The following is a 19,787-nucleotide window of genomic DNA, read 5'->3' on the forward strand; positions in this document are numbered from 1 at the left end:
CAGCGGCCTTTGCATTTATGTTCGTACAACAACCCGAACCATTGCCCATCCCATGAAACTCACGCATTCCCGCGCCGTTTTCCTGATGATCCTGGTGACCATGATGTGGTCGATTGCCGGGGTCGTGACCCGCCACCTGGAGTCGGCCCGCAGCTTTGAGGTCACCTTCTGGCGCAGCTTTTTCACGGTGGTGTCGCTGCTGGTCATCCTGCCGTTTTTCCAGGGCAGGGCGGTGTTCAGCAAGATCCGCAACGGCGGCTCGGCCTTCTGGCTGTCGGGTGTCTGCTGGAGCGTGATGTTTACCGCCTTCATGGTCGCGCTCACGCTGACTACCGTGGCCAATGTGCTGGTGACCATGGCGGTCAGCCCCTTCATCACCGCCCTGCTGGCGCGCGCCTTCATCGGCCACAAGATTCCGGCGCGCACCTGGCTGGCCATCGCCATGGCCGGCGCCGGCATTGCCTGGATGTACGGCGGGCAGATGGACCTTTCCAGCCACATAGGCGGAACCCTGGTGGCCCTGATGGTGCCGCTGGCCAGCGCCAGCAACTGGACGGTGGTGCAGCACAGCCGCGCCCACGGCAAGAATGTCGACCTGGTGCCCGCGGTGCTGCTGGGCGCGGCGATATCGACGCTGGCGACCTTGCCGCTGTCGCTGCCGTTTTCCGCCACGGCGCACGACGTCGGCCTGCTGGCGCTGCTGGGCCTGGTGCAACTGGCCATTCCCTGCGTGCTGTCGGTGATGTGCGCCGGTGTGCTCAAGGCGCCGGAAGTCGCCTTGCTGGCGCTGCTGGAAGTGATTTTCGGCATTCTGCTGGCCTGGTTCGGCGCGGGCGAGGTGCCCGGCGCCAGCGTGCTGACGGGTGGGGCGCTGGTCATAGGCGCGCTGGTGGTCAATGAGTTGGTCGGATGGAGGCAGCGGGCATGAGCGGCATCAACACAGAGACCCGGCCCGAGGTGCTGGTCGAGCGCCGCGGCAATGCCGGGCTCATCACCCTGAACCGCCCCAAGGCGCTCAATGCGCTGTCCCTGGGCATGATACGGGCCTTGTCCGCCGCCTTGCTGGCCTGGCGCGACGACCCGGCGGTCCATGTCGTGGCCATACGCGGCAGCAACAAAAAAGGCCAACCCGGCACGCCGGAGAGCCTGTTCGGCGGCTTTTGCGCGGGCGGCGACATCCGTTTTTTCCACCAGGCGGTGTTCGCGGGCGATTCCGCGCTGGAGGACTTCTTCACCGAGGAATACGCTCTCAACCACCTGATCCACACCTACCCCAAGCCCTATGTCGCCTTCATGGACGGCGTGGTCATGGGCGGCGGCATGGGAATCAGCCAGGGTGCCAAATTACGGATCGTGACCGAGCACACCAAGATGGCCATGCCGGAAACCAACATTGGTCTGTTCCCGGACGTAGGCGGCGGTTATTTCCTGAGCCGTTGCCCCGGCCACGCGGGTGAGTACCTGGCGCTGACGGGGGACGTCATTGGCGCGCAAGAGGCGCTGGACTATGGGCTGGCCGACATCCAGGTCGAGGCGGCCCGCCTTCCTGAACTCTGGGATGCGCTGGGTAGCCAGGCCTTTGCTTCGGCCGAGGCCTGGATAGCGGCACAGTGGACAGCGGGCCAAACCCGGCCGGCCAAGGCAGACGGCCAGATCGATGGCTATTTCTCGCTGCAGCGTGTGAAGCACATCGTCGATGCGCTGGAGGTGTCGGCCGACCCCTGGGCGGCCAAAACCGCCGCAACCTTGCGCAAACGCTCGCCGCTGATGCTGCACGTCACGCTGGAGCAGATTCGCCGCGCGCGCGGCATGGGCCTGGCCGATGACCTGCGCATGGAGCGCGACATGGTGCACCACTGCTTTCACCTGCGCCCGGGCGCGGCCGGCGAAACCGTCGAAGGCATACGCGCGCTGGCCATTGACAAAGACTACAAGCCGCAGTGGAACCCGGCGCGCATTGAAGACGTCAAGCCCGGCATGGCGGATGCGTTTTTTGCGAGCCCCTGGACGCCTGAGACGCACCCCCTGCGCGGGCTTAAGTAGCCGGGTTCATCCCGGCAAGCTAGAGCTGCTGGTACACCAGTTGCGCCAGCTTCATCAATTCATCGCGCGAGACGGCGCCGCTCAGCGCATAGCCAAAACCCTGGTCCACCCAGTAAAACGAGGGCACCGGGCCGTCACCGCTATAACGGAAGGCGGTTTCCTGTGCTGTCCGGGACTGCGGCTGTGAGGCCGCATCGATGGCGCCCAGGTACAGCGTCAGACGCAAACCGGCCGCGTTCTGGAACATGAATTGCGCGCGGGCGCCGCCGTCACCGGACAGCAGCCTGCCGCCGACCAGCTCATAACCTTCAGCCGCCAGCACCGGCACTTTCAGCGGCCGGCCCACGCGCTTGGACAGCCATTGCACCAGGTGCTCCTGCTGCGCGGCCGTAACTTCGACGGGATGGCGCACCTCGGGTGAAAACACGGCGTGCGCCAGCGAAGCCTGGTGCACAAAGGATTGCGCCGAGCGCGCAGCGGCAAGTTGTTGCGGCGCCGGGCTGCCGAGCTGCCCATGCGACAGCCAGCCCACGCCAAAGGCCAGCACCACGGCGGCCGCCATGCCGCCCCAGCGCCGCCATTGGTCAATTTGCTGCTTGCCCTGCTGGCTGCGGCGCGCGGCGGCCAGCAGGGTGTCGGGGATGGCTTCGTCCAGCAAGGGGCGGTGCAGGGCGCGCAAGGCCTCGCGCTGGGCCTTCCAGCTTCGCAGGGTCTCGTGCGCGACGGTGTCTTCGCCCAGCTCCGCTTCGAGTTCAGCCTCACGGGCCGGCGGCAAGCGGCCGTCGACCAGGGCGTTGATCCGGTCGTGCAGGGCTTCGCCTTGGGCTTGCGATGTGTCGTGGGGGTTTTCCATGGGGTGTTGCCTTTACTTCAGGCGCCTGAGCTGTGCCGGTGCGGCGGCGGCCACCGGGGCCGGGCTGTCCATCAATTCACGCAAACGGCTTCGTGCGCGCGACAGCCGGGACATGACCGTTCCGACCGGCACGCCGGTGATCCTGGCGACCTCCTCATAGCTGAGGTCTTCGAGGCTGACCAGCAGCAGCACGGCTCGCTGGTCTTCGGGCAGGCGCAGCAGGCAGCGCTGCAGGTCCAGCGACTGGGCGGTGCCGGCCTCCGGCGCCGCCAGTTCGTTCTCGACCTCATCGACGTTGACCGTGGCGCCCGCGGCCGCCTGCCGCAGGGAGCGCCGGACCTGGTTGACGAAGATGTTGTGCATCAGCGTGAACAGCCAGGCGCGCAGGTCGCTGCCCACTACCCACAGCCGCCATTTGGTGCAGGCGCGCTCCAGCGTGTCCTGCACCAGGTCGTCGGCCGTCCAGGCGTCGCCCGTCAGCGCGCGCGCATAGCGGCGCAGGCTGGGGATGTGGTCGGTCAGCGGAAAGTGGGTCATGCGCCGTGCAAAGCCTGCTGCCATCCTAACCAGGCCGGCCAAGGTCGTGGCGTCAGGGCTTGGCGATGTGCCAGACGGTCCCCACGTTGTCGCCGGTCTTGTCGCCCGGCTTGCTGTCCTTGGCCCAGTAATACAGCGGCTTGCCCTTCATGGCCCACTGTTTCTTGCCGTCGTCCCGGGTGATCACCGTGTAGTCGCCGGCCGGCTTGTCGGCATCTGTGGCCATCAGGGGCGGCCAATTGGTGGCGCAGGGGCCGTTGCAGACGGATTTACCGCTGTTGGCGGCGTCGCGGTCGAAGACGTACAGCGTCATGCCGTTGGGGCCGACCAGCACGCCGTCGGCAACGCGGGCCGGAGTGGGGGTGGTCATGGAGGCGCAGCCGCCGAGCAGGGCAGCCGCCAAAAGGGCGGTGGACAGCAGTTTCATGGAGTTCTCCGGTGTGGTGTTGTGGACGTTTTTGATGGCGCAGCACACATGTATATGCGGCTGCACAGGGATAAACACCGGCCGGGGCCGGTTTATTCCATCGCCGGAGAAAAAAATACCGCGGTCAGCGGTTGCGGGACTTCATCGCGCGTTCGACCTCGCGCTTGCCTTCGCGGTCCTTGATGGTGTCGCGCTTGTCGTGTTCGCCCTTGCCCTTGGCCAGGCCGATCTCGCATTTGACCTTGCCGGCTTTCCAGTGCATGTTCAGCGGCACCAGGGTGAAGCCTTTTTGCTCGACCTTGCCGACCAGCCTGCGGATTTCTTCCTTGTGCATCAGCAGCTTTTTGGTCCGCACCGAGTCGGGCCGCACATGGGTGGAGGCCGTGCCCAGCGGGTTGATCTGGCAGCCGATGATGAACAGCTCGCCGCCGCGCACCACCACGTAGCCGTCGGTGAGCTGCACCTTGCCTTCGCGCAGGGACTTCACCTCCCAGCCTTCGAGCACCATGCCGGCTTCAAAGCGCTCCTCGATGTGATAGTTGAAGAGGGCTTTTTTATTGTCGGCAATGCGCACGGCGGCGGCAGCGGCCTTGGGGGACAGCTTGGCGGAAGGCGTTGCGGCCGTTTTTTTGGAGGAGGATGCTTCTTTGGTGGCCATGGATAAGAGATAGGGGCGAAAACCGGAAAGTACAATTGCGCCCAGCCTTCCATTGTATGAAAACCGTTCACAAGTCCGTTTTAATCTGGTACAACGCCGCCGAGATGTACGCCCTGGTCACCGACGTCGCACGTTATCCCGAGTTTTTGCCGTGGTGCGACCAGGCCTCGGTGCTGGAGGAGGACGCGCACGGGATGACGGCAAAAATCGGCCTCTCCATCGCCGGCCTCTCGCAGAGCTTCACTACACGCAACACCCACGAAAAGGACCGCAAGGTCAGCCTCAAGCTGGTCGACGGCCCGTTTTCAAAACTGGACGGCCACTGGGATTTCACGCCGGTGGGCAAGGGCGGCGAAAGGGCCTGCAAGGTCGAATTCAGCCTGCGCTATGACTTCGACAACGCCGCGCTGGCGGCGCTGGTCGGACCCGTGTTCGACAAGATCGCGGGCAGCCTGGTGGATGCTTTTGTCAAAAGAGCCTCGGACGTCTATGGCGAGCCCTGAGGGCGGCACTTCGCTGGCCATCACCCTGGTTTATTCTCCCGCGCCACGGCAGGTGCGGGAATGGACGCTGGAGCTGGCAGCCGGCACAACGGTCGCCCAGGCCCTGGCGGCCAGCGGACTATTCAAGGAGTTTCCCGAGCTGCGGGCCGCCCGCCTGGTGCTGGGCATCTGGGGCCGCAAAACCACGCCGGGACATGTGCTGCACAAGCAGGACAGGGTGGAAATCTACCGCGGCCTGCGCGTGGACCCCAAAGTGGCGCGCCGGGAGAGGTTCAACCGCCAGGGCGCCAAGCGGGCCGGGCTGTTTGCCAAAACCCGGGCCGGCGCCAAGGCCGGGTATTAAAGCCGAGTATCAAAACCTGAGAATGCCAACGCTACCGGAGCAGTAGCGCGACAGCTTATTTGCAATCTGTCTCGATAATGCCTTGAAGGCGTTTGGCCTCTGCCGCTTTGGCGTTGTCATCCATGTATTCACGCTCGCCTTTGCTGTTGGTGACGGTGATTCTTTGGCCCGATTGAAAAGCGTTCAGTGCTTTTTTGCTGCGGTCGCAATTCTCCGCCTTGGCTTTGGCGATTTTTTCTTCGTTTGCCCGCTTTTTCGCGGCCTCTTCTTCTTCCGCCTGCTTTTTCTTGGCTTCGAGCTGAGGGTCCTTGCCGGTCAGCTTGGGTGCATTGGGATCGCTTTTGGCCACCGGGGCGGACGCGGCAGCCCCGGGTGTTGCTGCCGGGGCGTCGTTGGCGACGGGCTCCGCAACTATTTTGGCTCCGCGCGGCATTTTCAGGATGTTTTTTTGCGGGATATCGGCCGGCGGGGATCGGTCGCTGTAGACCTTGCGGCCGTCCTTGTCTATCCATTGCCACTGCGCCAGGGCAGTCAGTGAAAATGCACCGCCGGCAACGGCCAGTATGAGTGTTCTTGAGACGAGTTTGAGGTCCATTTCGCGAGTGTAGCGCTGTGTGGCACGGTTTTTTGTCTGTTCGGACGCAAACGGGGCGCAAAGAGCAGGCAAAGCGGCCTTTTTACAACCTGGGCGCAACAGCGGCGATACCGGTGCCGGGGGCGGCGGCGGGAGGGCAAGGGTTAGTACCGACGGGTTTTTGCGACAAGGGTACAATCGTGTTTTTGGAGCCATCCCTATGCGCCTACTCGGCAAAGCGCTCACCTTCGACGACGTATTGTTGGTGCCAGCGTTCTCCCAGGTCCTGCCCAAGGACACTTCACTTTCCACCCAATTCTCCCGAAACATCCGCCTGAACCTGCCGCTCGTGTCAGCGGCCATGGACACGGTCACCGAAGCCCGGCTGGCCATCGCCATCGCCCAGGAAGGCGGCATAGGCATCGTCCACAAGAACCTCACGGCCCAGCAGCAGGCCGCTGAAGTCGCCAAGGTCAAGCGCTACGAAAGCGGCGTCCTGCGCGACCCGGTTGTCATCACCCCCACCCACACCGTGCGCCAGGTCATGGCGCTTAGCGAGCAGCTCGGCATTTCCGGCTTCCCCGTCATCGACGGCGGCCGGGTCGTCGGCATCGTGACGGGACGTGACATGCGCTTCGAATCGCGCATGGACGTGCCGGTCAGCACCATCATGACGCCGCGCGAGCGCCTGATCACCATCTCCGAAACCGCCTCGCTGTCCGATGCCAAGGCGCTGCTCAACAAGCACCGCCTGGAGCGCGTGCTGCTGGTCAACGACAACTTCGAGCTCAAGGGCCTGATCACCGTCAAGGACATCACCAAGCAGACCACCTTCCCGAACGCCGCGCGTGATTCCCACGGCCAGTTGCGTGTGGGCGCCGCCGTCGGCGTGGGCGAGGGCACCGAAGAGCGTGTCGAGGCCCTGGTCAAGGCCGGCGTCGACGCCATCGTGGTCGATACCGCCCACGGCCACAGCAAGGGCGTGCTCGACCGGGTGCGCTGGGTCAAACAAAACTATCCCCAGGTCGACGTCATAGGCGGCAACATCGCCACCGGCGCGGCGGCGCTGGCGCTGGTCGAAGCCGGTGCCGACGGCGTCAAGGTCGGCATAGGCCCCGGCAGCATCTGCACCACCCGCATCGTCGCCGGCGTCGGCGTGCCGCAGATCATGGCCATCGACAACGTCGCCACCGCGCTGCGCGGTACCGGCGTTCCGCTGATCGGCGACGGCGGCATCCGTTACAGCGGCGACATCGCCAAGGCCATCGCGGCCGGCGCCAACACCGTGATGATGGGCGGCATGTTCGCCGGCACCGAGGAAGCCCCGGGCGAGGTCATCCTGTTCCAGGGCCGCAGCTACAAGAGCTATCGCGGCATGGGCAGCATAGGCGCCATGCAGCAGGGCAGTGCCGACCGCTACTTCCAGGAATCGAGCACCGGCAACCCGAATGCCGACAAGCTGGTGCCCGAAGGCATCGAAGGCCGCGTGCCTTACAAGGGCTCCATGGTCGCCATCGTGTTCCAGATGGCCGGCGGCCTGCGGGCCAGCATGGGTTACTGCGGCTGCGCCACCATCGAGGACATGCGCGACAAGGCCGAGTTCGTGGAAATCACCTCGGCAGGCATTCGCGAAAGCCATGTCCACGACGTGCAGATCACGAAAGAAGCGCCAAACTACCGCGCCGATTGAGTTTGACCCGGCCGGCCAGGGCGTCTTGAAAGACGCCCTTTCTTTTTTTGCCTTGAAGAAGCCCCTCATGCAACACCAGAAAATCCTCATCCTCGATTTCGGCTCCCAGGTCACCCAGCTGATCGCGCGCCGCGTGCGCGACGCCCATGTGTTCTGCGAAGTCCAACCCTGCGACGTCAGCGACGACTGGGTCCGTGAGTACGCCAAGGACGGCACGCTCAAGGGCGTGATCCTCTCCGGCAGCCACGCCAGCATTTACGAAGAAACCACCGACAAGGCGCCGCAAGCCGTCTTTGAGCTGGGCTTGCCGGTGCTGGGCATCTGCTACGGCATGCAGGCCATGGCGCACCAGCTGGGCGGCAAGGTCGAAGGCGGGCACAAGCGCGAATTCGGCTCCGCCGACGTGCGCGCCCGAGGCCACACCGCGCTGCTCAAGGGCATCGCCGACTACACCACGCCCGAAGGCCAGGGCATGCTCGACGTCTGGATGAGCCACGGCGACAAGGTCACCGAAATGCCGCCCGGCTTCAAGCTCATGGCGTCCACCGATTCCTGCCCCATCGCCGGCATGGCCGACGAGGATCGCCGCTTTTACGCGGTGCAGTTCCACCCCGAGGTCACGCACACCAAGCAGGGCAATGCCATCCTCAAACGCTTTGTGCTCGATATCTGCGGCACGCGTCAGGACTGGGTCATGGGCGACTACATCAGCGAAGCCGTCGAGAAGATCCGCCAGCAGGTCGGTGACGAGGAAGTCATCCTGGGCCTGTCGGGCGGCGTCGACTCCTCGGTCGCGGCGGCCCTGATCCACCGCGCCATCGGCGACCAGCTGACCTGCGTTTTTGTCGACCACGGCCTGCTGCGCCTGAACGAGGGCGACATGGTGATGGACATGTTTGTCGGCAAGCTGCACGCCAAGGTGGTTCGCGTCGACGCGAGCGCGCAGTTCCTCGGCCACCTGGCCGGCGTCAGCGAGCCCGAGGCCAAGCGCAAGATCATAGGCCGCGAGTTCGTCGAAGTGTTCAAAGCCGAGGCCGCCAGGCTCAAGGCCGGCGACGGTGGCCACAAGGGCGCCAAATGGCTGGCCCAGGGCACGATTTACCCCGACGTCATCGAGTCCGGCGGCGCCAAGAGCAAAAAAGCCGTCACCATCAAAAGCCACCACAACGTGGGCGGCCTGCCCGAGCAACTGGGCCTCAAGCTGCTGGAGCCGCTGCGCGAGCTGTTCAAGGACGAAGTCCGCGAGCTCGGCGTGGCCCTGGGCCTGCCGCACGACATGGTCTATCGCCACCCCTTCCCGGGCCCCGGCCTGGGCGTGCGCATCCTCGGCGAAGTCAAAAAGGAATACGCCGACCTGCTGCGCCGCGCCGACGCGATCTTCATTGAGGAATTGCGCAACTTCAAGGACGCGGCCAGCGGCAAGACCTGGTACGAACTCACCAGCCAGGCCTTCACCGTGTTCCTGCCGGTCAAAAGCGTGGGCGTGATGGGCGACGGCCGCACCTACGACTACGTCGTGGCCCTGCGCGCCGTGCAGACCAGCGACTTCATGACGGCCGACTGGGCCGAGCTGCCCTATGCGCTGCTCAAAAAGGTCTCGGGCCGCATCATCAACGAGGTGCGCGGCATCAACCGCGTGACCTACGACGTCAGCAGCAAGCCGCCTGCCACCATCGAGTGGGAGTGAACGGAGTGGAGGCCTGAGCCATGGCCGGGCAATCCTCGCTATTCGGCTTTGAGGAAGACGCCAAGCCGACGGACAGGCTGTTTTTCGCGCTTTTTCCCGACGCGGAAACTGCGGAACACATTGCCGAGTGCGCCCGACAGCTGCGCGCGCGGCACGGCCTGCACGGCGCGCCGCTCAAAACCGAGCGTTTTCACGTCACGCTGCATCACCTGGGCGACTACGCCGGCCTGGACCAGGGCGTCGTCGACATGGCGAGCCGGGCCGCGGCCGCGGTCAGGGCGGCGCCGTTTTCGGTCACCTTCGACCGGGCCGTGAGCTTTTCGAGTTCCCCGCGCAACCGGCCCTTTGTGCTGCGCGGTGATGCCGGCCTGGCCGAACTGATGGTGTTCCAGCGGGCATTGGGCCTTGAGATGACCAAGGCCGGGCTGGGGCGCTGGGCGAAACCGGCTTACACCCCGCACGTCACCTTGCTCTACGACGACCGCGCGGTGGCCGAGCAGGCCATAGCACCCATCCGCTGGACGGCCGGCGAGTTTGTGCTGGTGCGCAGCCTGATCGGCCAGACACTGCACATTCCTCTGGCCCGCTGGCCCCTGCGGCCCTGAGCCTTTGGCCGGCCCTGCCGGCAGGCCCGGGAAATTCCCGCCGTTTTGGCCTATGCTTCAGCCCATGTACCTGCCACCCCAATTCAAAGGTGACAGCGCCCAGGCCGCGGCGCTGATCCATGATCACCCCTTCGCCAGCCTGATCAGCGTCGACGACGCGGGCCTGCCCTATGTGACCCATTTGCCGCTGCACCTTGAAATGCGGGGCGAACAGATGGTCTTGCTGGGTCATGTGGCCAAGCCCAACCCGCACTGGCGCTACCTGCAGGCAAGGCCCCAGGCCGTCGCGACATTCCTCGGGCCGCATGCCTACCTGTCGCCCAAGGTCTACCCCGACCTGGCGCGGGTGCCGACCTGGAACTACCTGGCCGTGCACTGCACCGTGCAAGCCACACTGCTTGAAGACCCGCTGGCCAAGGACCGTTTGCTCAAAAAGCTCATAGGCGACCATGAGCCGCCTTATGCCCAGCAGTGGCGTGACCAGGGCGAGGAATTTGCCCACAAGATGCTGGCCGGCATCGTGGGCTTTGAGCTGCAGGTGACCGAGCTGCAGTGCAAGCTCAAGATCAACCAGCACAGGCGTGAGGCTCATGCCGCGATGAAGACTATTTACGCCGCCGGCAATGAAAACGAGCGCGCCCTGGCCGGCTGGATGGATCGCCTGGGCATGGCCGCCGGCAATGACACCCCCAAGGAGGCTTGATATGCGCGGTATTTTCAGCATGGTGGGCCTGCTGGTCGTTTTGGCCATCGTGGGCCTGCTGGTCAAAAAGCAATTGAGCACCCAGGTGGCTGTCCCGGCGGCCGCCGGCATGCCCGCCGTTTCCGCCAACGCCCCGCCGCAGGTGCAAAGCCAGCAAGCGCAGCAACAGGTCAAGCAGTCCGTGGAGGGCGCCCTGCAGCAGGCGCGCCCCATGCCGGAAGAGAAATAAGGCCGGCGGCAGCCGCTGCCATGTCCATGAGCGACGAGATTTTCATGCAACAGGCGCTTGCCCAGGCGCGCCAAGCCGCCGCCGCAGGCGAAGTGCCCGTGGGCGCGGTGGTGGTGCGGCGCGGCGAGGTCATAGCGACCGGCCGCAATGCGCCGGTTGACGGCCACGACCCGACGGCGCATGCCGAGATCGTGGCCCTGCGCGCTGCGGCGCACGCGCTGGGCAACTACCGGCTCGACGACTGCGAACTCTTTGTCACGCTGGAGCCCTGCGCCATGTGCAGCGGCGCCATGCTGCACGCGCGGCTCCAGCGCGTGGTGTTCGGCGCGCTGGATCCCAAAACCGGCGCTGCCGGCTCGGTCCTCAACCTGTTTGAGCAGCCGCGCTTGAACCACCAGACCACCTTGCAGGGCGGCGTGCTGGCGCAGGAATGCGGCGACCTGCTGCAGGCCTTTTTCCGCCAGCGGCGCGCCGACAAGCGCGAAGAGGCCCGGTTGGCGCACCCGCTGCGCGAGGACGCGCTGCGCACGCCCGACGCGGCCTTTGACGGCCTGCCAGGCTACCCCTGGCCGCCTCGTTATGTCAGCGAGCTGCCGGCGCTGGGCGGGCTGCGCATGCATTACCTGGATGAAGGCGCAAGAACCAGAGAAGGCGAGGGCGGCCTGACCTGGCTGTGCCTGCACGGCAACCCGGCCTGGAGCTATCTGTACCGCAAGATGATTCCCGTGCTGCTGGAGGCCGGGCATCGTGTGGTCGCGCCCGACCTGGTCGGCTTCGGCAAAAGCGACAAGCCCAAAAAAGACAGCTTCCACAGCTTTAGCACCCATCGCCAGATCCTGCTGGAACTGGTCGAAAGCCTGGACCTGCGGAACGTGGTGCTGGTGGTGCAGGACTGGGGCGGCCTGCTGGGCCTGACGCTGCCCATGGCGGCGCCGCAGCGCTACCAGGGTTTGCTGGTCATGAACACCACGCTGGGCACCGGCGATGCGCCGTTGCCCGCGGGCTTTGTGGCCTGGCGCGAGATGTGCGCGAAAAACCCCGAGTTCGACGTGGCACGCCTGTTCGCCCGTGGCAACCCGCAGATGAGCGCCGCCGAGTGCGCGGCCTACAGCGCGCCCTTTCCCGACAAAGGCCACCGCGCGGCCTTGCGCGCCTTCCCGCCCATGGTGCCGGACACACCCGATGCCGACGGTGCCGCCATTTCACGGCAGGCGCGCGGCTTCTTGCAGAACGACTGGGCCGGCCGCACGCTGATGGTGGTGGGGGCGCAGGACCCGGTGCTGGGCCCGCCCGTCATGCATGACCTGCGGGCCCTGATCCGCGGTTGCGGCGAGCCCGTAGTGCTGGCACAGGCCGGGCATTTTGTGCAGGAACACGGCGAGCCGGTCGCGCGCCAGGCCCTGGCTTTTTTCAGCCCGGCAGCCTGAAGACCGGCAAGTGCCAGCCCATGAAGATGGCGCAGATCCGCAGTGCCGCCACGGCGACCAGGCCCACCCCGAAAGCCCATGAAGGCTTGAGCCCCAGCGCCTTGAGCAGCAGGTAAAGCGTGATGCCGGCGATCGCGGCGCTGGCGTAAATGTCCTGGCGCAGCAGCAGCGGTACCTGGTTGCTGCAGATGTCGCGCATCAGGCCGCCCGCCACGCCGGTCATGGTGCCCATCACCACCACGATGATGGGGGACAGCCGCGCGGCTTCGGCCAGCTGCGCGCCCGACAGCGCGAACAGCGCCAGCCCCAGTGCGTCGGCCACCAGCAAAGCCTGCGACGGAATCGGCAGCAGCCGCACATACAGCATGGTGCCCAGGGCCGCCGCGGCAATCACCAGCAGGTAGGCCGGCCTGGCCATCCAGAACACCGGGTGGCGGTTCATCAGCAGGTCGCGCAGGGTGCCGCCGCCTATGGCGGTCAGTGCCGCCAGCACCAGCACGCCCAGCAGGTCGAGCTGCAATCGCCCGGCAGCCAGCGCGCCGCTCACGGCAAAGACGGCAACGCCCAGCAGGTCCAGCACATACAGCATCATGGTGGGCCCGTTTATACCTGCAGCCGCGCCGGCGCGGAAAGTTGCGGCGGCAGTGGGATACTTGCAGCCGTGAAAAAACATATCTACATCTACTCCCCCTCCAGCGCCGTGCGCGACAAAGCCGCTTTCAAGCGCGGCGTGCAGCGCCTCACCGCCCTGGGCCATGAAGTCGAGGTCGACACCGACGCGCTCGCGCGCCACCAGCGTTTTGCCGGCGACGACGACACCCGGCTGGCGGCCATACACCGCGCGGCCGGCAGCGGCGCCGACGTGGCCCTGATCTCACGCGGCGGCTACGGCCTGTCGCGCATCCTGCCGGGCATCCCCTACAAAGCCGTCGCCAAGGCCATCGCAGGCGGCACGCGTTTTGTGGGCCTGAGCGACTTCACGGCCTTCCAGATGGCAGTGATGGCCAAGACCGGCGCGGTGACCTGGGCCGGTCCGGCGCTGGGCGAGGATTTCGGTGCCCAGGCGCCGGACGAGATCACCGAAGCCTGTTTTGACGACCTGGTCACGGGGCAGGGTGAGGGCACGGGCTGGCAATTGCCCAAACCCGCGGCCGATGCCAAGCCGACCGCCGATTTCATGATCAAGGACGCCGTGCTCTGGGGCGGCAACCTGGCCATGCTGTCCTCGCTGGTGGGCACGCCCTACCTGCCCAATGTCAAGGGCGGCATCCTGTTCATCGAAGACGTCGCCGAGCATCCCTACCGCGTGGAACGCATGCTCACCCAGCTGCTGCATGCCGGCGTGCTGGGCCAGCAAAAAGCCATCATCTTCGGGCAGTTCACGAATTACGCGCTGGTGCCGCACGACAAGGGTTTCAAGCTGGCGACGGTGATTGCCTGGCTGCAAGGCAAGGTCAAGGCGCGCGTGCTGACGGGATTGCCTTTCGGCCATGTGCCGACCAAGGTGGTGCTGCCGGTGGGCCTGAAAACCACTCTGGCGGTGGAGGGGCGCGACGCCTTTGTGCTCTGGGGCCATCTGCACTGAGCGGGCAGGCCGGCGCGCAGGGCGCCGGCTGCGAGCGGACAAAAATAAACCAGCTAGAAGCTGGTTTAAAAAGTTGCCTTGGAGGCCAGGAAGAAACTGGAGAAACTGAAAAAGAACTAACGAAGGAAAGGAAAAAAAGGGGTTCAGGTGGTGAGCGGGCTGGACCGCGAACTCAGTCCGCGCGGCAGCATGCCCTTGAATTTGTCGCTGATGCGGCTGACTTTTTCACGGGCGATGGTCTCACCGTGCATGGCTGCCAGCACGGCCATCACGTCGCCGCGGGTGTACCACAGGCTCTGCACGTCCTGGGCGTAGCGCACGCGGCGGGTGATCTTGGGATAGTGTTTTTCGCCGAATTCGCCGAGCTCGTCGAGGATGAACTGGCGGATGTCCTCGGTGCGGTCTTCCAGTATGGAAGGTGTGACCTCGCCAGAGCCCAGCAAAGCCATGAAGCTGCTTTTCAGATTCGGTTTTAACCAGCGCATGTGTTTCACAACTTTCTACCGGAACATCCGTGGGATATTTGTCCGCGTCCCCGCGGAACGGCGTCTTCTGTTAGATTAAGACGACATCTAAGGATATGCAAGGTGTTTTGTGTGAAATGGTTAACGCAAAACAACAAATGAATCAAGGAGTTAGTAACCAGATGTCAAGTAGATTCTGGTTTTGAACACTGTCTAAATCTTTAGGCCTACAGGGGGATTTTTCCTGTGAGTCGAAAGTCACTCATCCTCTTTTTGGGCATTATTCACCATTTTTTGGGCCTTCCCCCGGGCCTTCTTCAAGCCTTTTCCGGACCGCCATGAGCACACAAATGACCGTATATCCCGCGCATTACATCAATGGCCAGTGGGTCAAGGCCCAGTCTCCCGAAACCCTGCCCGTCCATGATTCCAGCACCGAGGCGCTGATGGCGACGGTGCCCGCCGGTACCGCTGCGGAGGCCGAAGCCGCCGTGCTGGCGGCCCGCGCGGCCTTTGAAGGCTGGGCGGCCCTGCCGGTCGAGACGCGCGCCGCCTACCTGGACAAGGTGGCGGCCGGCGTCAAGGCCCGCACCGAGGACCTGGCCGTGGCCATTGCCCGCGAAGTCGGCATGCCCCTGAAGATGGCCCGCGCCGTCCAGGTGGGCGGCCCGGCCTGGCACTGGGGCAACTTCGCCAAGGTGGCGCGCCAGTTCCAGTGGGAAAAAACCGTCGGCAACTCGCTGGTGGTGCGCGAGGCGATAGGCGTGGTCGGCTGCATCACGCCCTGGAATTTCCCGCTGAGCCAGATCACGCTGAAGATCGCCCCGGCCATGGTGGCCGGCTGCACCGTGGTGCTCAAGCCCAGCGAAATCGCCCCGGTCAACGCCATGATCCTGGCCGAGATCATTCATGAGGCGGGCCTGCCGCCCGGCGTGTTCAACCTGGTCAACGGCATGGGCCCGGTGGTGGGCGAGGTGCTGGCCACCCACCCGGAAGTCGACATGGTGAGCTTTACCGGCTCCACCCGCGCCGGCAAGCGCGTGGGCGAGCTGGCCAGCCAGACCATCAAGCGCGTGGCGCTGGAGCTGGGCGGCAAGTCGGCCAGCGTGGTGCTTGACGACGCCAATTTCGAGGCCGCCGTCAAGGGCACGGTTTCGGCTTGCATGCTCAACAGCGGGCAGACCTGCTCGGCCCACACCCGCCTGCTGGTGCCGGCCGGGCGCTATGAAGAGGTCAAGGCCCTGGCCCAGGCCGCCATCGCCAAGTTCAGCATAGGCCCCAGCCTGGAGGAGGGCAGCAAGCTGGGCCCCCTGGTCAGCGCCAGCCAGCGCGACCGCGTACTGGGGTTCATCCGCACCGGCATCGAGGAGGGCGCGGACGTGATCGCCGGCGGCGCCGAGGCGCCCGCTTTCGACAAGGGCTATTTTGTCCAGCCCACCATCTTGGGCATCAAGGCCACCGACACGCTGGCCCAGGAGGAAATCTTCGGCCCGGTGCTGGTGGTCATTCCCTACAAGGACGAAGAGGAGGCCGTGGCGATCGCCAACAGCACCATTTACGGCCTGGGTGGCGCCGTCTGGAGCGGCACCGACGAGCACGCCATGAAAGTGGCGCGCCGCCTGCGCACCGGCCAGGTCGACATCAACGGCGGGCCTTTCAACGGCCAGGCGCCCTTCGGCGGTTACAAACAGTCGGGAAATGGCCGCGAAAACGGCGTGTATGGCTTTGAGGAGTTCCTGGAATTCAAGGCCATGCAGCTCAAACCCAGCGCGAGCTGAGTTTTTGCGCCCCCGGCCCTCCCGCCGCCCGGCCGGGTAAGTGGCCGTGGCACCGCGGCGGTGCGCCTTTGTCATAAGTTCTATGTGCTACTTATGTTTTAATGGCGTCAAAACTACAAGCAGTTACATCGATTTATGGCAGAAGTTACCGTCGTTTTTGCCGATCTCACAGGAAGCACCGGGGTTTTTGAATCACTGGGCAATGCCAAGGCCACACAGGCCATCACGCGACTGACCCAGTGGATAGGCAAGGTCTGCCATGCCTACCGCGGCCACGTCGTCAAATACCTCGGCGACGGCGTGCTGGTGGTGTTTCCCGACAATGCGGACGCCGTCGACGCAGTGACCGAACTGCAGCGGGTTCACCGCGATCGCATTCGCAATTGGCCCGAGCAGCTCAAGATGCGCCTTCAAGTGGGCGTGGCGCGCGGCGAAATCGTCGAGCAGGACGGCGACTGCTTCGGCGACGCCGTCAACCTGGCCTCACGCCTGAGCGACCTCTCGGGCCCCGACCAGATCCTGGCCACCGACGCCGTCATCCGGCACTTACCCTCTGACACACTCGTGCGCTCGCGCAGCCTGGGTGCGCTGGAAATCCGCGGCCGCAGCGAGGCCTGCCTGGTGCACCGCATCGAATGGCAGTCCGAGGTCATGTCGGAGTCCTTCACCGTACCCGCCAGCCTCACGGTGCCGCCGGCGACGCCGCCGGCCGCCGCCCTGGCGCTGATCGAGCTGTGCTGGCTGGACATCAACACCGCCTTCGCCTCGACCGAGCTGCCCATCTTCCTGGGCCGCGACCAGGATGCGCATTTTGTGGTGCAGGATCCGCGCGTGTCCCGCCGGCATGCCCGGATCGAATACCGCGCCGGCAAGTTTTTCCTCGAAGACGTCAGCAGCTACGGCACCTGGGTGCGCTTTTCCGACAACGCGGCGGTGATCGCGCTGCGCCGGCAGGAGTGCGTGTTGCTGCTCGAAGGCGAGATCGCGCTGGGCGCTCCCTTTGAGGATTTCACCGTGCCCACCGTCAGTTTCAAGTTTGCCGACGGCAAAATGCACTTGCAGAAAAAGTAGGCCGGGGCCATCCTGCCGGGTGCGGGATGCCAAAAAAGGCCCGCCACGCACCGTGGTGCTGCCGCCGGGTGGGCTCCATCCGACGAACTTACAGGGAACATGATCTTGGTCTGGTTCAAACGGATTTTTGCCGCCTTGGCCGCCTTGCTGCTGCTTGCCGCGGCGGCCCTGGGCATTTATGTGTACCGGGCCAGTCCCGCGCTGGACGGTGAGCTGCGGGCCGCCGGCCTGCGGGATCGCGTGACCCTGGCGCGCGACCCGTCCGACGTCACCCACATCAAGGCCCAATCACCGCGCGACGCCTGGTTTGCCCTCGGCTATGTGCATGCCCAGGAACGCGGCTGGCAGCTCGAGTTCAACCGGCGCGCAATGCACGGTGAACTCTCCGAGGTGTTCGGGCCGGCCACGCTGGACACCGACAAGCTGCTGCGCACGCTGGGCGTGGTGCGCGCCGCCGAACGCCAGTGGCAGGGCCTGCCCGCCGAGGGACGCGAGGCCATGCAGGCCTACAGCGAGGGCATCAACGCCTTTTACGCCGGCTCGCCGCAGGCCTTGTCCCCCGAGTTCCACATCCTGGGCGTCAAGCCCGGCGGCAGTTCCGGCACGGCCTGGTCGCCCACCGACAGCCTGGCCTGGTCGCTGATGATGGCGCTGGACCTGGGTGGCAACTGGGGCACCGAATTCGCGCGCCTGTCCGCCGCCCGGGTGCTCAAGACCCCCGAACTCTGGCAGCTGTTCCCGCCTTATCCCGGCGAAGAGCCGGCGTCCAAGGTGGACTTCAGCAAGCTTTACGCCGAGCTCGGCGTGTACCGGGCTGAGCTTCCCGCCACCCAAAAGGTTTCCCGCGGCCCGGACGCCGGCGCGGTCGCCATGGCGCAAGGCATCAACGACTGGGCCGAGGCGCTGGGCGAGGTCGATGGCAAGGGTTCCAACAACTGGGTGGTGGCGGGCGCGCACAGCACCAGCGGCAAGCCCCTGCTGGCCAACGACCCGCACCTGGGCCTGTCGGCGCCGGCCATCTGGTACTTCGCGCGCCTGCAGGCGCCCGCCGCCGGGGGCGGTCCCGGGCTGGACGTCATAGGCGCGACCTTGCCCGGCCTGCCTTTTGTGGTTCTGGGCCGCACCGAAAAAATGGCCTGGGGATTCACCAACACCGCGCCCGACGTGCAGGACCTGTACCTCGAGCAGATCAATCCCGCCAACCCCGGGCAATACCGCATCCCGGCCGCCGCAGGCAGCGCCTGGGCCGACTTCCAGACCCGCCGCGAAACCATCAAGGTCAAGGGCCAGCCCGACGTGCCGCTGGATGTGCGCGAGACCCGCCACGGCCCGGTGCTCAGCGATGTGCAGAAATCGCACGCCGAGCTGCTGGACACCCGCAAATACGTCATCGCACTGCGCTGGAGCGCGCTGGACGCCGACAACCAGACGGTGCTCGCGGGCCTGCGCATCAACCGCGCCCAGTCCGTGCAGGAGCTGGTGGACGCCTTCGCGGCCCACCACTCGCCCATGCAAAACGTCGTGGCGGCGGACGTCGCGGGCGGCCTGGCCTTCAAGGCCGCCGGCAAGGTGCCGCTGCGCAGGCCCGACAACGACATTCGCGGCATCGCGCCGTCGCCGGGATGGGACGCCCGCTACGACTGGGCCGGCTGGCTGCCGTATGCGCAAACGCCCGAGGCCGGCCGCGCCGCCATCGAGGCCAAGGGCTGGTGGGCCACGGCCAACCAGCGCATCACGCCGCCGGCTTATCCCTTCTTCATGGGCCAGGACTGGACCGTGCCTTACCGTTACGACCGGATCGAGCAGCTGCTGGCGGCCGCGCCAAAGCACGATGTGGCCTCCATGCAAAAGATCCAGGCCGACCTGCTGTCGCCCGCGACGCTCAAGCTGTTGCCTTTCCTGCAAAAAACGCTGGCGCAGCCGGTGAAACACCCGCTGGCCGAAGCCGCGCGCAAAGCCCTGGCCGGCTTTGACGGCAGCATGCGCGCCGACCAGGCCGCGCCGCTGGTATTTGCCGCCTGGGCCGACGAACTCACGCGCGGCATCCTGGGCGGCAAGCTCGGCGAGGCGACCTTCAGGCCGCTTTACGGCAAGCGCCATTTCAGGAGCGCGCTGGAGGACATCCTGGAGCGCCAGGACCTCAGCTGGTGCGGTGCGGCCGGTTGCCAGGCGCAGTCCGCGGCGGCGCTGGCCCGGGCGCTGGACCGGCTGCAGGCGGCTTACGGCGCCGACGTGGGCGGCTGGACCTGGGGCAGGGCGCACCCGGCCTTGTCGGCGCACAAACCCTTCGGCAACGTCGCCTGGCTCGCGCCCTGGTTTGACGTGCGCGTGCCCACGGGCGGCGACCCGTTCACGGTCAACGTGGGCCAGTACTGGGCCAACGGCGACGCCACGCCCTTTGCCAACCGGCAGGCCGCGTCCCTGCGCGCGGTGTACGACATGGGCGACCCCGAGAAATCCCTTTTTATCTACCAGACCGGGCAGAGCGGCCTGGTGTTTTCCGGCCGCTACCGCGACATGCGGGACAGCTGGGCCGCCGTGCAATACCGGCCCCTGCAAATGAACCCGCCGGCCTTTGCGCACCAGCTCACGCTGACGCCCTGAAGCCTT

Annotated in this window: 21 protein-coding genes; 14 read left to right on the forward strand and 7 right to left on the reverse strand. The window is 65.7% G+C overall.

What is annotated here, in order from left to right; genetic code table 11:
- Positions 1-52: 52 nt before the first annotated feature.
- Positions 53-928 (forward strand): DMT family transporter, encoded by an 876-nt coding sequence (locus tag AC1DUN_RS22955; protein ID WP_477715996.1) that lies wholly within the window; start codon positions 53-55, stop codon positions 926-928.
- Positions 925-2,043, forward strand: coding sequence for an enoyl-CoA hydratase/isomerase family protein (locus tag AC1DUN_RS22960; RefSeq protein WP_477715997.1), 1,119 nt, complete (start codon positions 925-927; stop codon positions 2,041-2,043). Before AC1DUN_RS22955 ends, AC1DUN_RS22960 begins: the two co-directional genes overlap by 4 nt.
- A 19-nt stretch (positions 2,044-2,062) precedes the next feature.
- On the opposite strand, the gene AC1DUN_RS22965 is transcribed toward AC1DUN_RS22960, so the two are convergent.
- The 4 genes from AC1DUN_RS22965 to smpB form a co-directional block, all read right to left on the reverse strand.
- Positions 2,063-2,896, reverse strand: a complete 834-nt coding sequence (locus AC1DUN_RS22965; protein WP_477715998.1) for an anti-sigma factor family protein — start codon at positions 2,894-2,896, stop codon at positions 2,063-2,065.
- Between the two features lie 12 nt (positions 2,897-2,908).
- Positions 2,909-3,433 carry a sigma-70 family RNA polymerase sigma factor gene (locus AC1DUN_RS22970; protein ID WP_477715999.1) on the reverse strand — a complete coding sequence of 175 codons (525 nt, stop codon included), beginning with the start codon at positions 3,431-3,433 and terminating at the stop codon, positions 2,909-2,911.
- Between the two features lie 52 nt (positions 3,434-3,485).
- The gene (locus tag AC1DUN_RS22975) at positions 3,486-3,860 is read right to left on the reverse strand and encodes a COG4315 family predicted lipoprotein (RefSeq protein ID WP_477716000.1); all 375 of its coding nucleotides are present in this window, start codon (positions 3,858-3,860) and stop codon (positions 3,486-3,488) included.
- A gap of 124 nt (positions 3,861-3,984) precedes the next feature.
- Positions 3,985-4,518, reverse strand: a complete 534-nt coding sequence (smpB, locus tag AC1DUN_RS22980; RefSeq protein ID WP_007865439.1) for an SsrA-binding protein SmpB — start codon at positions 4,516-4,518, stop codon at positions 3,985-3,987.
- Positions 4,519-4,574: 56 nt separating this feature from the next.
- On the opposite strand from smpB, the gene AC1DUN_RS22985 reads away from it, so the two are divergent.
- Positions 4,575-5,021: a type II toxin-antitoxin system RatA family toxin gene (locus tag AC1DUN_RS22985; protein ID WP_477716001.1), complete on the forward strand. Its 447-nt coding sequence runs from the start codon at positions 4,575-4,577 to the stop codon at positions 5,019-5,021.
- Complete coding sequence (locus tag AC1DUN_RS22990; RefSeq protein ID WP_477716002.1) at positions 5,008-5,364, forward strand: RnfH family protein; 357 nt, start codon at positions 5,008-5,010, stop codon at positions 5,362-5,364. The genes AC1DUN_RS22985 and AC1DUN_RS22990 overlap by 14 nt, the downstream gene beginning before the upstream one ends.
- A 55-nt stretch (positions 5,365-5,419) precedes the next feature.
- On the opposite strand, the gene AC1DUN_RS22995 is transcribed toward AC1DUN_RS22990, so the two are convergent.
- Positions 5,420-5,959 carry a DUF4124 domain-containing protein gene (locus AC1DUN_RS22995; protein ID WP_477716003.1) on the reverse strand — a complete coding sequence of 180 codons (540 nt, stop codon included), beginning with the start codon at positions 5,957-5,959 and terminating at the stop codon, positions 5,420-5,422.
- Positions 5,960-6,158: 199 nt separating this feature from the next.
- On the opposite strand from AC1DUN_RS22995, the gene guaB reads away from it, so the two are divergent.
- The 6 genes from guaB (at position 6,159) to tadA (ending at position 12,279) form a co-directional block, all read left to right on the forward strand.
- On the forward strand, positions 6,159-7,628 hold the full coding sequence (gene guaB, locus AC1DUN_RS23000) for an IMP dehydrogenase (RefSeq protein ID WP_074574413.1): 1,470 nt from the start codon (positions 6,159-6,161) through the stop codon (positions 7,626-7,628).
- Between the two features lie 67 nt (positions 7,629-7,695).
- Positions 7,696-9,315 carry a glutamine-hydrolyzing GMP synthase gene (gene guaA, locus AC1DUN_RS23005; RefSeq protein WP_477716004.1) on the forward strand — a complete coding sequence of 540 codons (1,620 nt, stop codon included), beginning with the start codon at positions 7,696-7,698 and terminating at the stop codon, positions 9,313-9,315.
- Between the two features lie 20 nt (positions 9,316-9,335).
- Positions 9,336-9,920 (forward strand): 2'-5' RNA ligase family protein, encoded by a 585-nt coding sequence (locus AC1DUN_RS23010; RefSeq protein ID WP_477716005.1) that lies wholly within the window; start codon positions 9,336-9,338, stop codon positions 9,918-9,920.
- A gap of 64 nt (positions 9,921-9,984) precedes the next feature.
- Entirely contained in the window at positions 9,985-10,623 is a 639-nt protein-coding gene (locus tag AC1DUN_RS23015) for an FMN-binding negative transcriptional regulator (RefSeq protein WP_477716006.1), read from the forward strand.
- Between the two features lies 1 nt (position 10,624).
- Positions 10,625-10,852 (forward strand): hypothetical protein, encoded by a 228-nt coding sequence (locus tag AC1DUN_RS23020; protein WP_477716007.1) that lies wholly within the window; start codon positions 10,625-10,627, stop codon positions 10,850-10,852.
- A 26-nt stretch (positions 10,853-10,878) separates the two neighbouring features.
- Complete coding sequence (gene tadA, locus AC1DUN_RS23025) at positions 10,879-12,279, forward strand: tRNA adenosine(34) deaminase TadA (protein WP_477716008.1); 1,401 nt, start codon at positions 10,879-10,881, stop codon at positions 12,277-12,279.
- Here tadA and AC1DUN_RS23030 read toward each other — a convergent pair.
- A complete protein-coding gene (locus AC1DUN_RS23030) occupies positions 12,263-12,871 on the reverse strand; it encodes a trimeric intracellular cation channel family protein (RefSeq protein WP_477716009.1) in 609 nt (202 codons plus the stop codon). The two genes, tadA and AC1DUN_RS23030, sit on opposite strands and share 17 nt — an antisense overlap.
- 69 nt (positions 12,872-12,940) lie before the next feature.
- Here AC1DUN_RS23030 and AC1DUN_RS23035 point away from each other — a divergent pair, with 69 nt between their 5' ends.
- Positions 12,941-13,864, forward strand: coding sequence for an LD-carboxypeptidase (locus AC1DUN_RS23035; RefSeq protein WP_477716010.1), 924 nt, complete (start codon positions 12,941-12,943; stop codon positions 13,862-13,864).
- A 143-nt stretch (positions 13,865-14,007) separates the two neighbouring features.
- Here AC1DUN_RS23035 and AC1DUN_RS23040 read toward each other — a convergent pair whose 3' ends face one another.
- Positions 14,008-14,349, reverse strand: coding sequence for a hypothetical protein (locus AC1DUN_RS23040; RefSeq protein WP_477701044.1), 342 nt, complete (start codon positions 14,347-14,349; stop codon positions 14,008-14,010).
- Between the two features lie 317 nt (positions 14,350-14,666).
- Between AC1DUN_RS23040 and AC1DUN_RS23045 the strand changes: the two genes are divergently transcribed.
- The 3 genes from AC1DUN_RS23045 (at position 14,667) to AC1DUN_RS23055 (ending at position 19,781) form a co-directional block, all read left to right on the forward strand.
- Complete coding sequence (locus tag AC1DUN_RS23045; protein ID WP_477716011.1) at positions 14,667-16,106, forward strand: aldehyde dehydrogenase family protein; 1,440 nt, start codon at positions 14,667-14,669, stop codon at positions 16,104-16,106.
- 135 nt (positions 16,107-16,241) lie between these two features.
- Positions 16,242-17,177 carry an FHA domain-containing protein gene (locus AC1DUN_RS23050; RefSeq protein WP_477716012.1) on the forward strand — a complete coding sequence of 312 codons (936 nt, stop codon included), beginning with the start codon at positions 16,242-16,244 and terminating at the stop codon, positions 17,175-17,177.
- Positions 17,178-17,276: 99 nt separating this feature from the next.
- Positions 17,277-19,781, forward strand: a complete 2,505-nt coding sequence (locus tag AC1DUN_RS23055; RefSeq protein ID WP_477716013.1) for a penicillin acylase family protein — start codon at positions 17,277-17,279, stop codon at positions 19,779-19,781.
- Positions 19,782-19,787 lie beyond the last annotated feature (6 nt).

This window comes from Polaromonas sp. P4_F6 (genome assembly GCF_056401275.1).

Excerpts from the sequence above, each read along its gene's own strand:
- AC1DUN_RS23050 (WP_477716012.1), top strand. The coding sequence starts at position 16,242 with ATGGCAGAAGTTACCGTCGTTTTTGCCGATCTCACAGGAAGCACCGGG.
- AC1DUN_RS23045 (WP_477716011.1), top strand. The coding sequence starts at position 14,667 with ATGAGCACACAAATGACCGTATATCCCGCGCATTACATCAATGGCCAG.
- AC1DUN_RS22970 (WP_477715999.1), bottom strand. The coding sequence starts at position 3,433 with ATGACCCACTTTCCGCTGACCGACCACATCCCCAGCCTGCGCCGCTAT.
- AC1DUN_RS22960 (WP_477715997.1), top strand. The coding sequence starts at position 925 with ATGAGCGGCATCAACACAGAGACCCGGCCCGAGGTGCTGGTCGAGCGC.
- AC1DUN_RS22955 (WP_477715996.1), top strand. The coding sequence starts at position 53 with ATGAAACTCACGCATTCCCGCGCCGTTTTCCTGATGATCCTGGTGACC.
- smpB (WP_007865439.1), bottom strand. The coding sequence starts at position 4,518 with ATGGCCACCAAAGAAGCATCCTCCTCCAAAAAAACGGCCGCAACGCCT.
- AC1DUN_RS23015 (WP_477716006.1), top strand. The coding sequence starts at position 9,985 with ATGTACCTGCCACCCCAATTCAAAGGTGACAGCGCCCAGGCCGCGGCG.
- guaA (WP_477716004.1), top strand. The coding sequence starts at position 7,696 with ATGCAACACCAGAAAATCCTCATCCTCGATTTCGGCTCCCAGGTCACC.
- AC1DUN_RS22995 (WP_477716003.1), bottom strand. The coding sequence starts at position 5,959 with ATGGACCTCAAACTCGTCTCAAGAACACTCATACTGGCCGTTGCCGGC.
- AC1DUN_RS23040 (WP_477701044.1), bottom strand. The coding sequence starts at position 14,349 with ATGCGCTGGTTAAAACCGAATCTGAAAAGCAGCTTCATGGCTTTGCTG.
- AC1DUN_RS23030 (WP_477716009.1), bottom strand. The coding sequence starts at position 12,871 with ATGATGCTGTATGTGCTGGACCTGCTGGGCGTTGCCGTCTTTGCCGTG.
- AC1DUN_RS22990 (WP_477716002.1), top strand. The coding sequence starts at position 5,008 with ATGGCGAGCCCTGAGGGCGGCACTTCGCTGGCCATCACCCTGGTTTAT.
- AC1DUN_RS23055 (WP_477716013.1), top strand. The coding sequence starts at position 17,277 with ATGATCTTGGTCTGGTTCAAACGGATTTTTGCCGCCTTGGCCGCCTTG.
- AC1DUN_RS23010 (WP_477716005.1), top strand. The coding sequence starts at position 9,336 with ATGGCCGGGCAATCCTCGCTATTCGGCTTTGAGGAAGACGCCAAGCCG.
- AC1DUN_RS22975 (WP_477716000.1), bottom strand. The coding sequence starts at position 3,860 with ATGAAACTGCTGTCCACCGCCCTTTTGGCGGCTGCCCTGCTCGGCGGC.
- AC1DUN_RS23020 (WP_477716007.1), top strand. The coding sequence starts at position 10,625 with ATGCGCGGTATTTTCAGCATGGTGGGCCTGCTGGTCGTTTTGGCCATC.
- tadA (WP_477716008.1), top strand. The coding sequence starts at position 10,879 with ATGAGCGACGAGATTTTCATGCAACAGGCGCTTGCCCAGGCGCGCCAA.
- AC1DUN_RS22965 (WP_477715998.1), bottom strand. The coding sequence starts at position 2,896 with ATGGAAAACCCCCACGACACATCGCAAGCCCAAGGCGAAGCCCTGCAC.
- guaB (WP_074574413.1), top strand. The coding sequence starts at position 6,159 with ATGCGCCTACTCGGCAAAGCGCTCACCTTCGACGACGTATTGTTGGTG.
- AC1DUN_RS22985 (WP_477716001.1), top strand. The coding sequence starts at position 4,575 with ATGAAAACCGTTCACAAGTCCGTTTTAATCTGGTACAACGCCGCCGAG.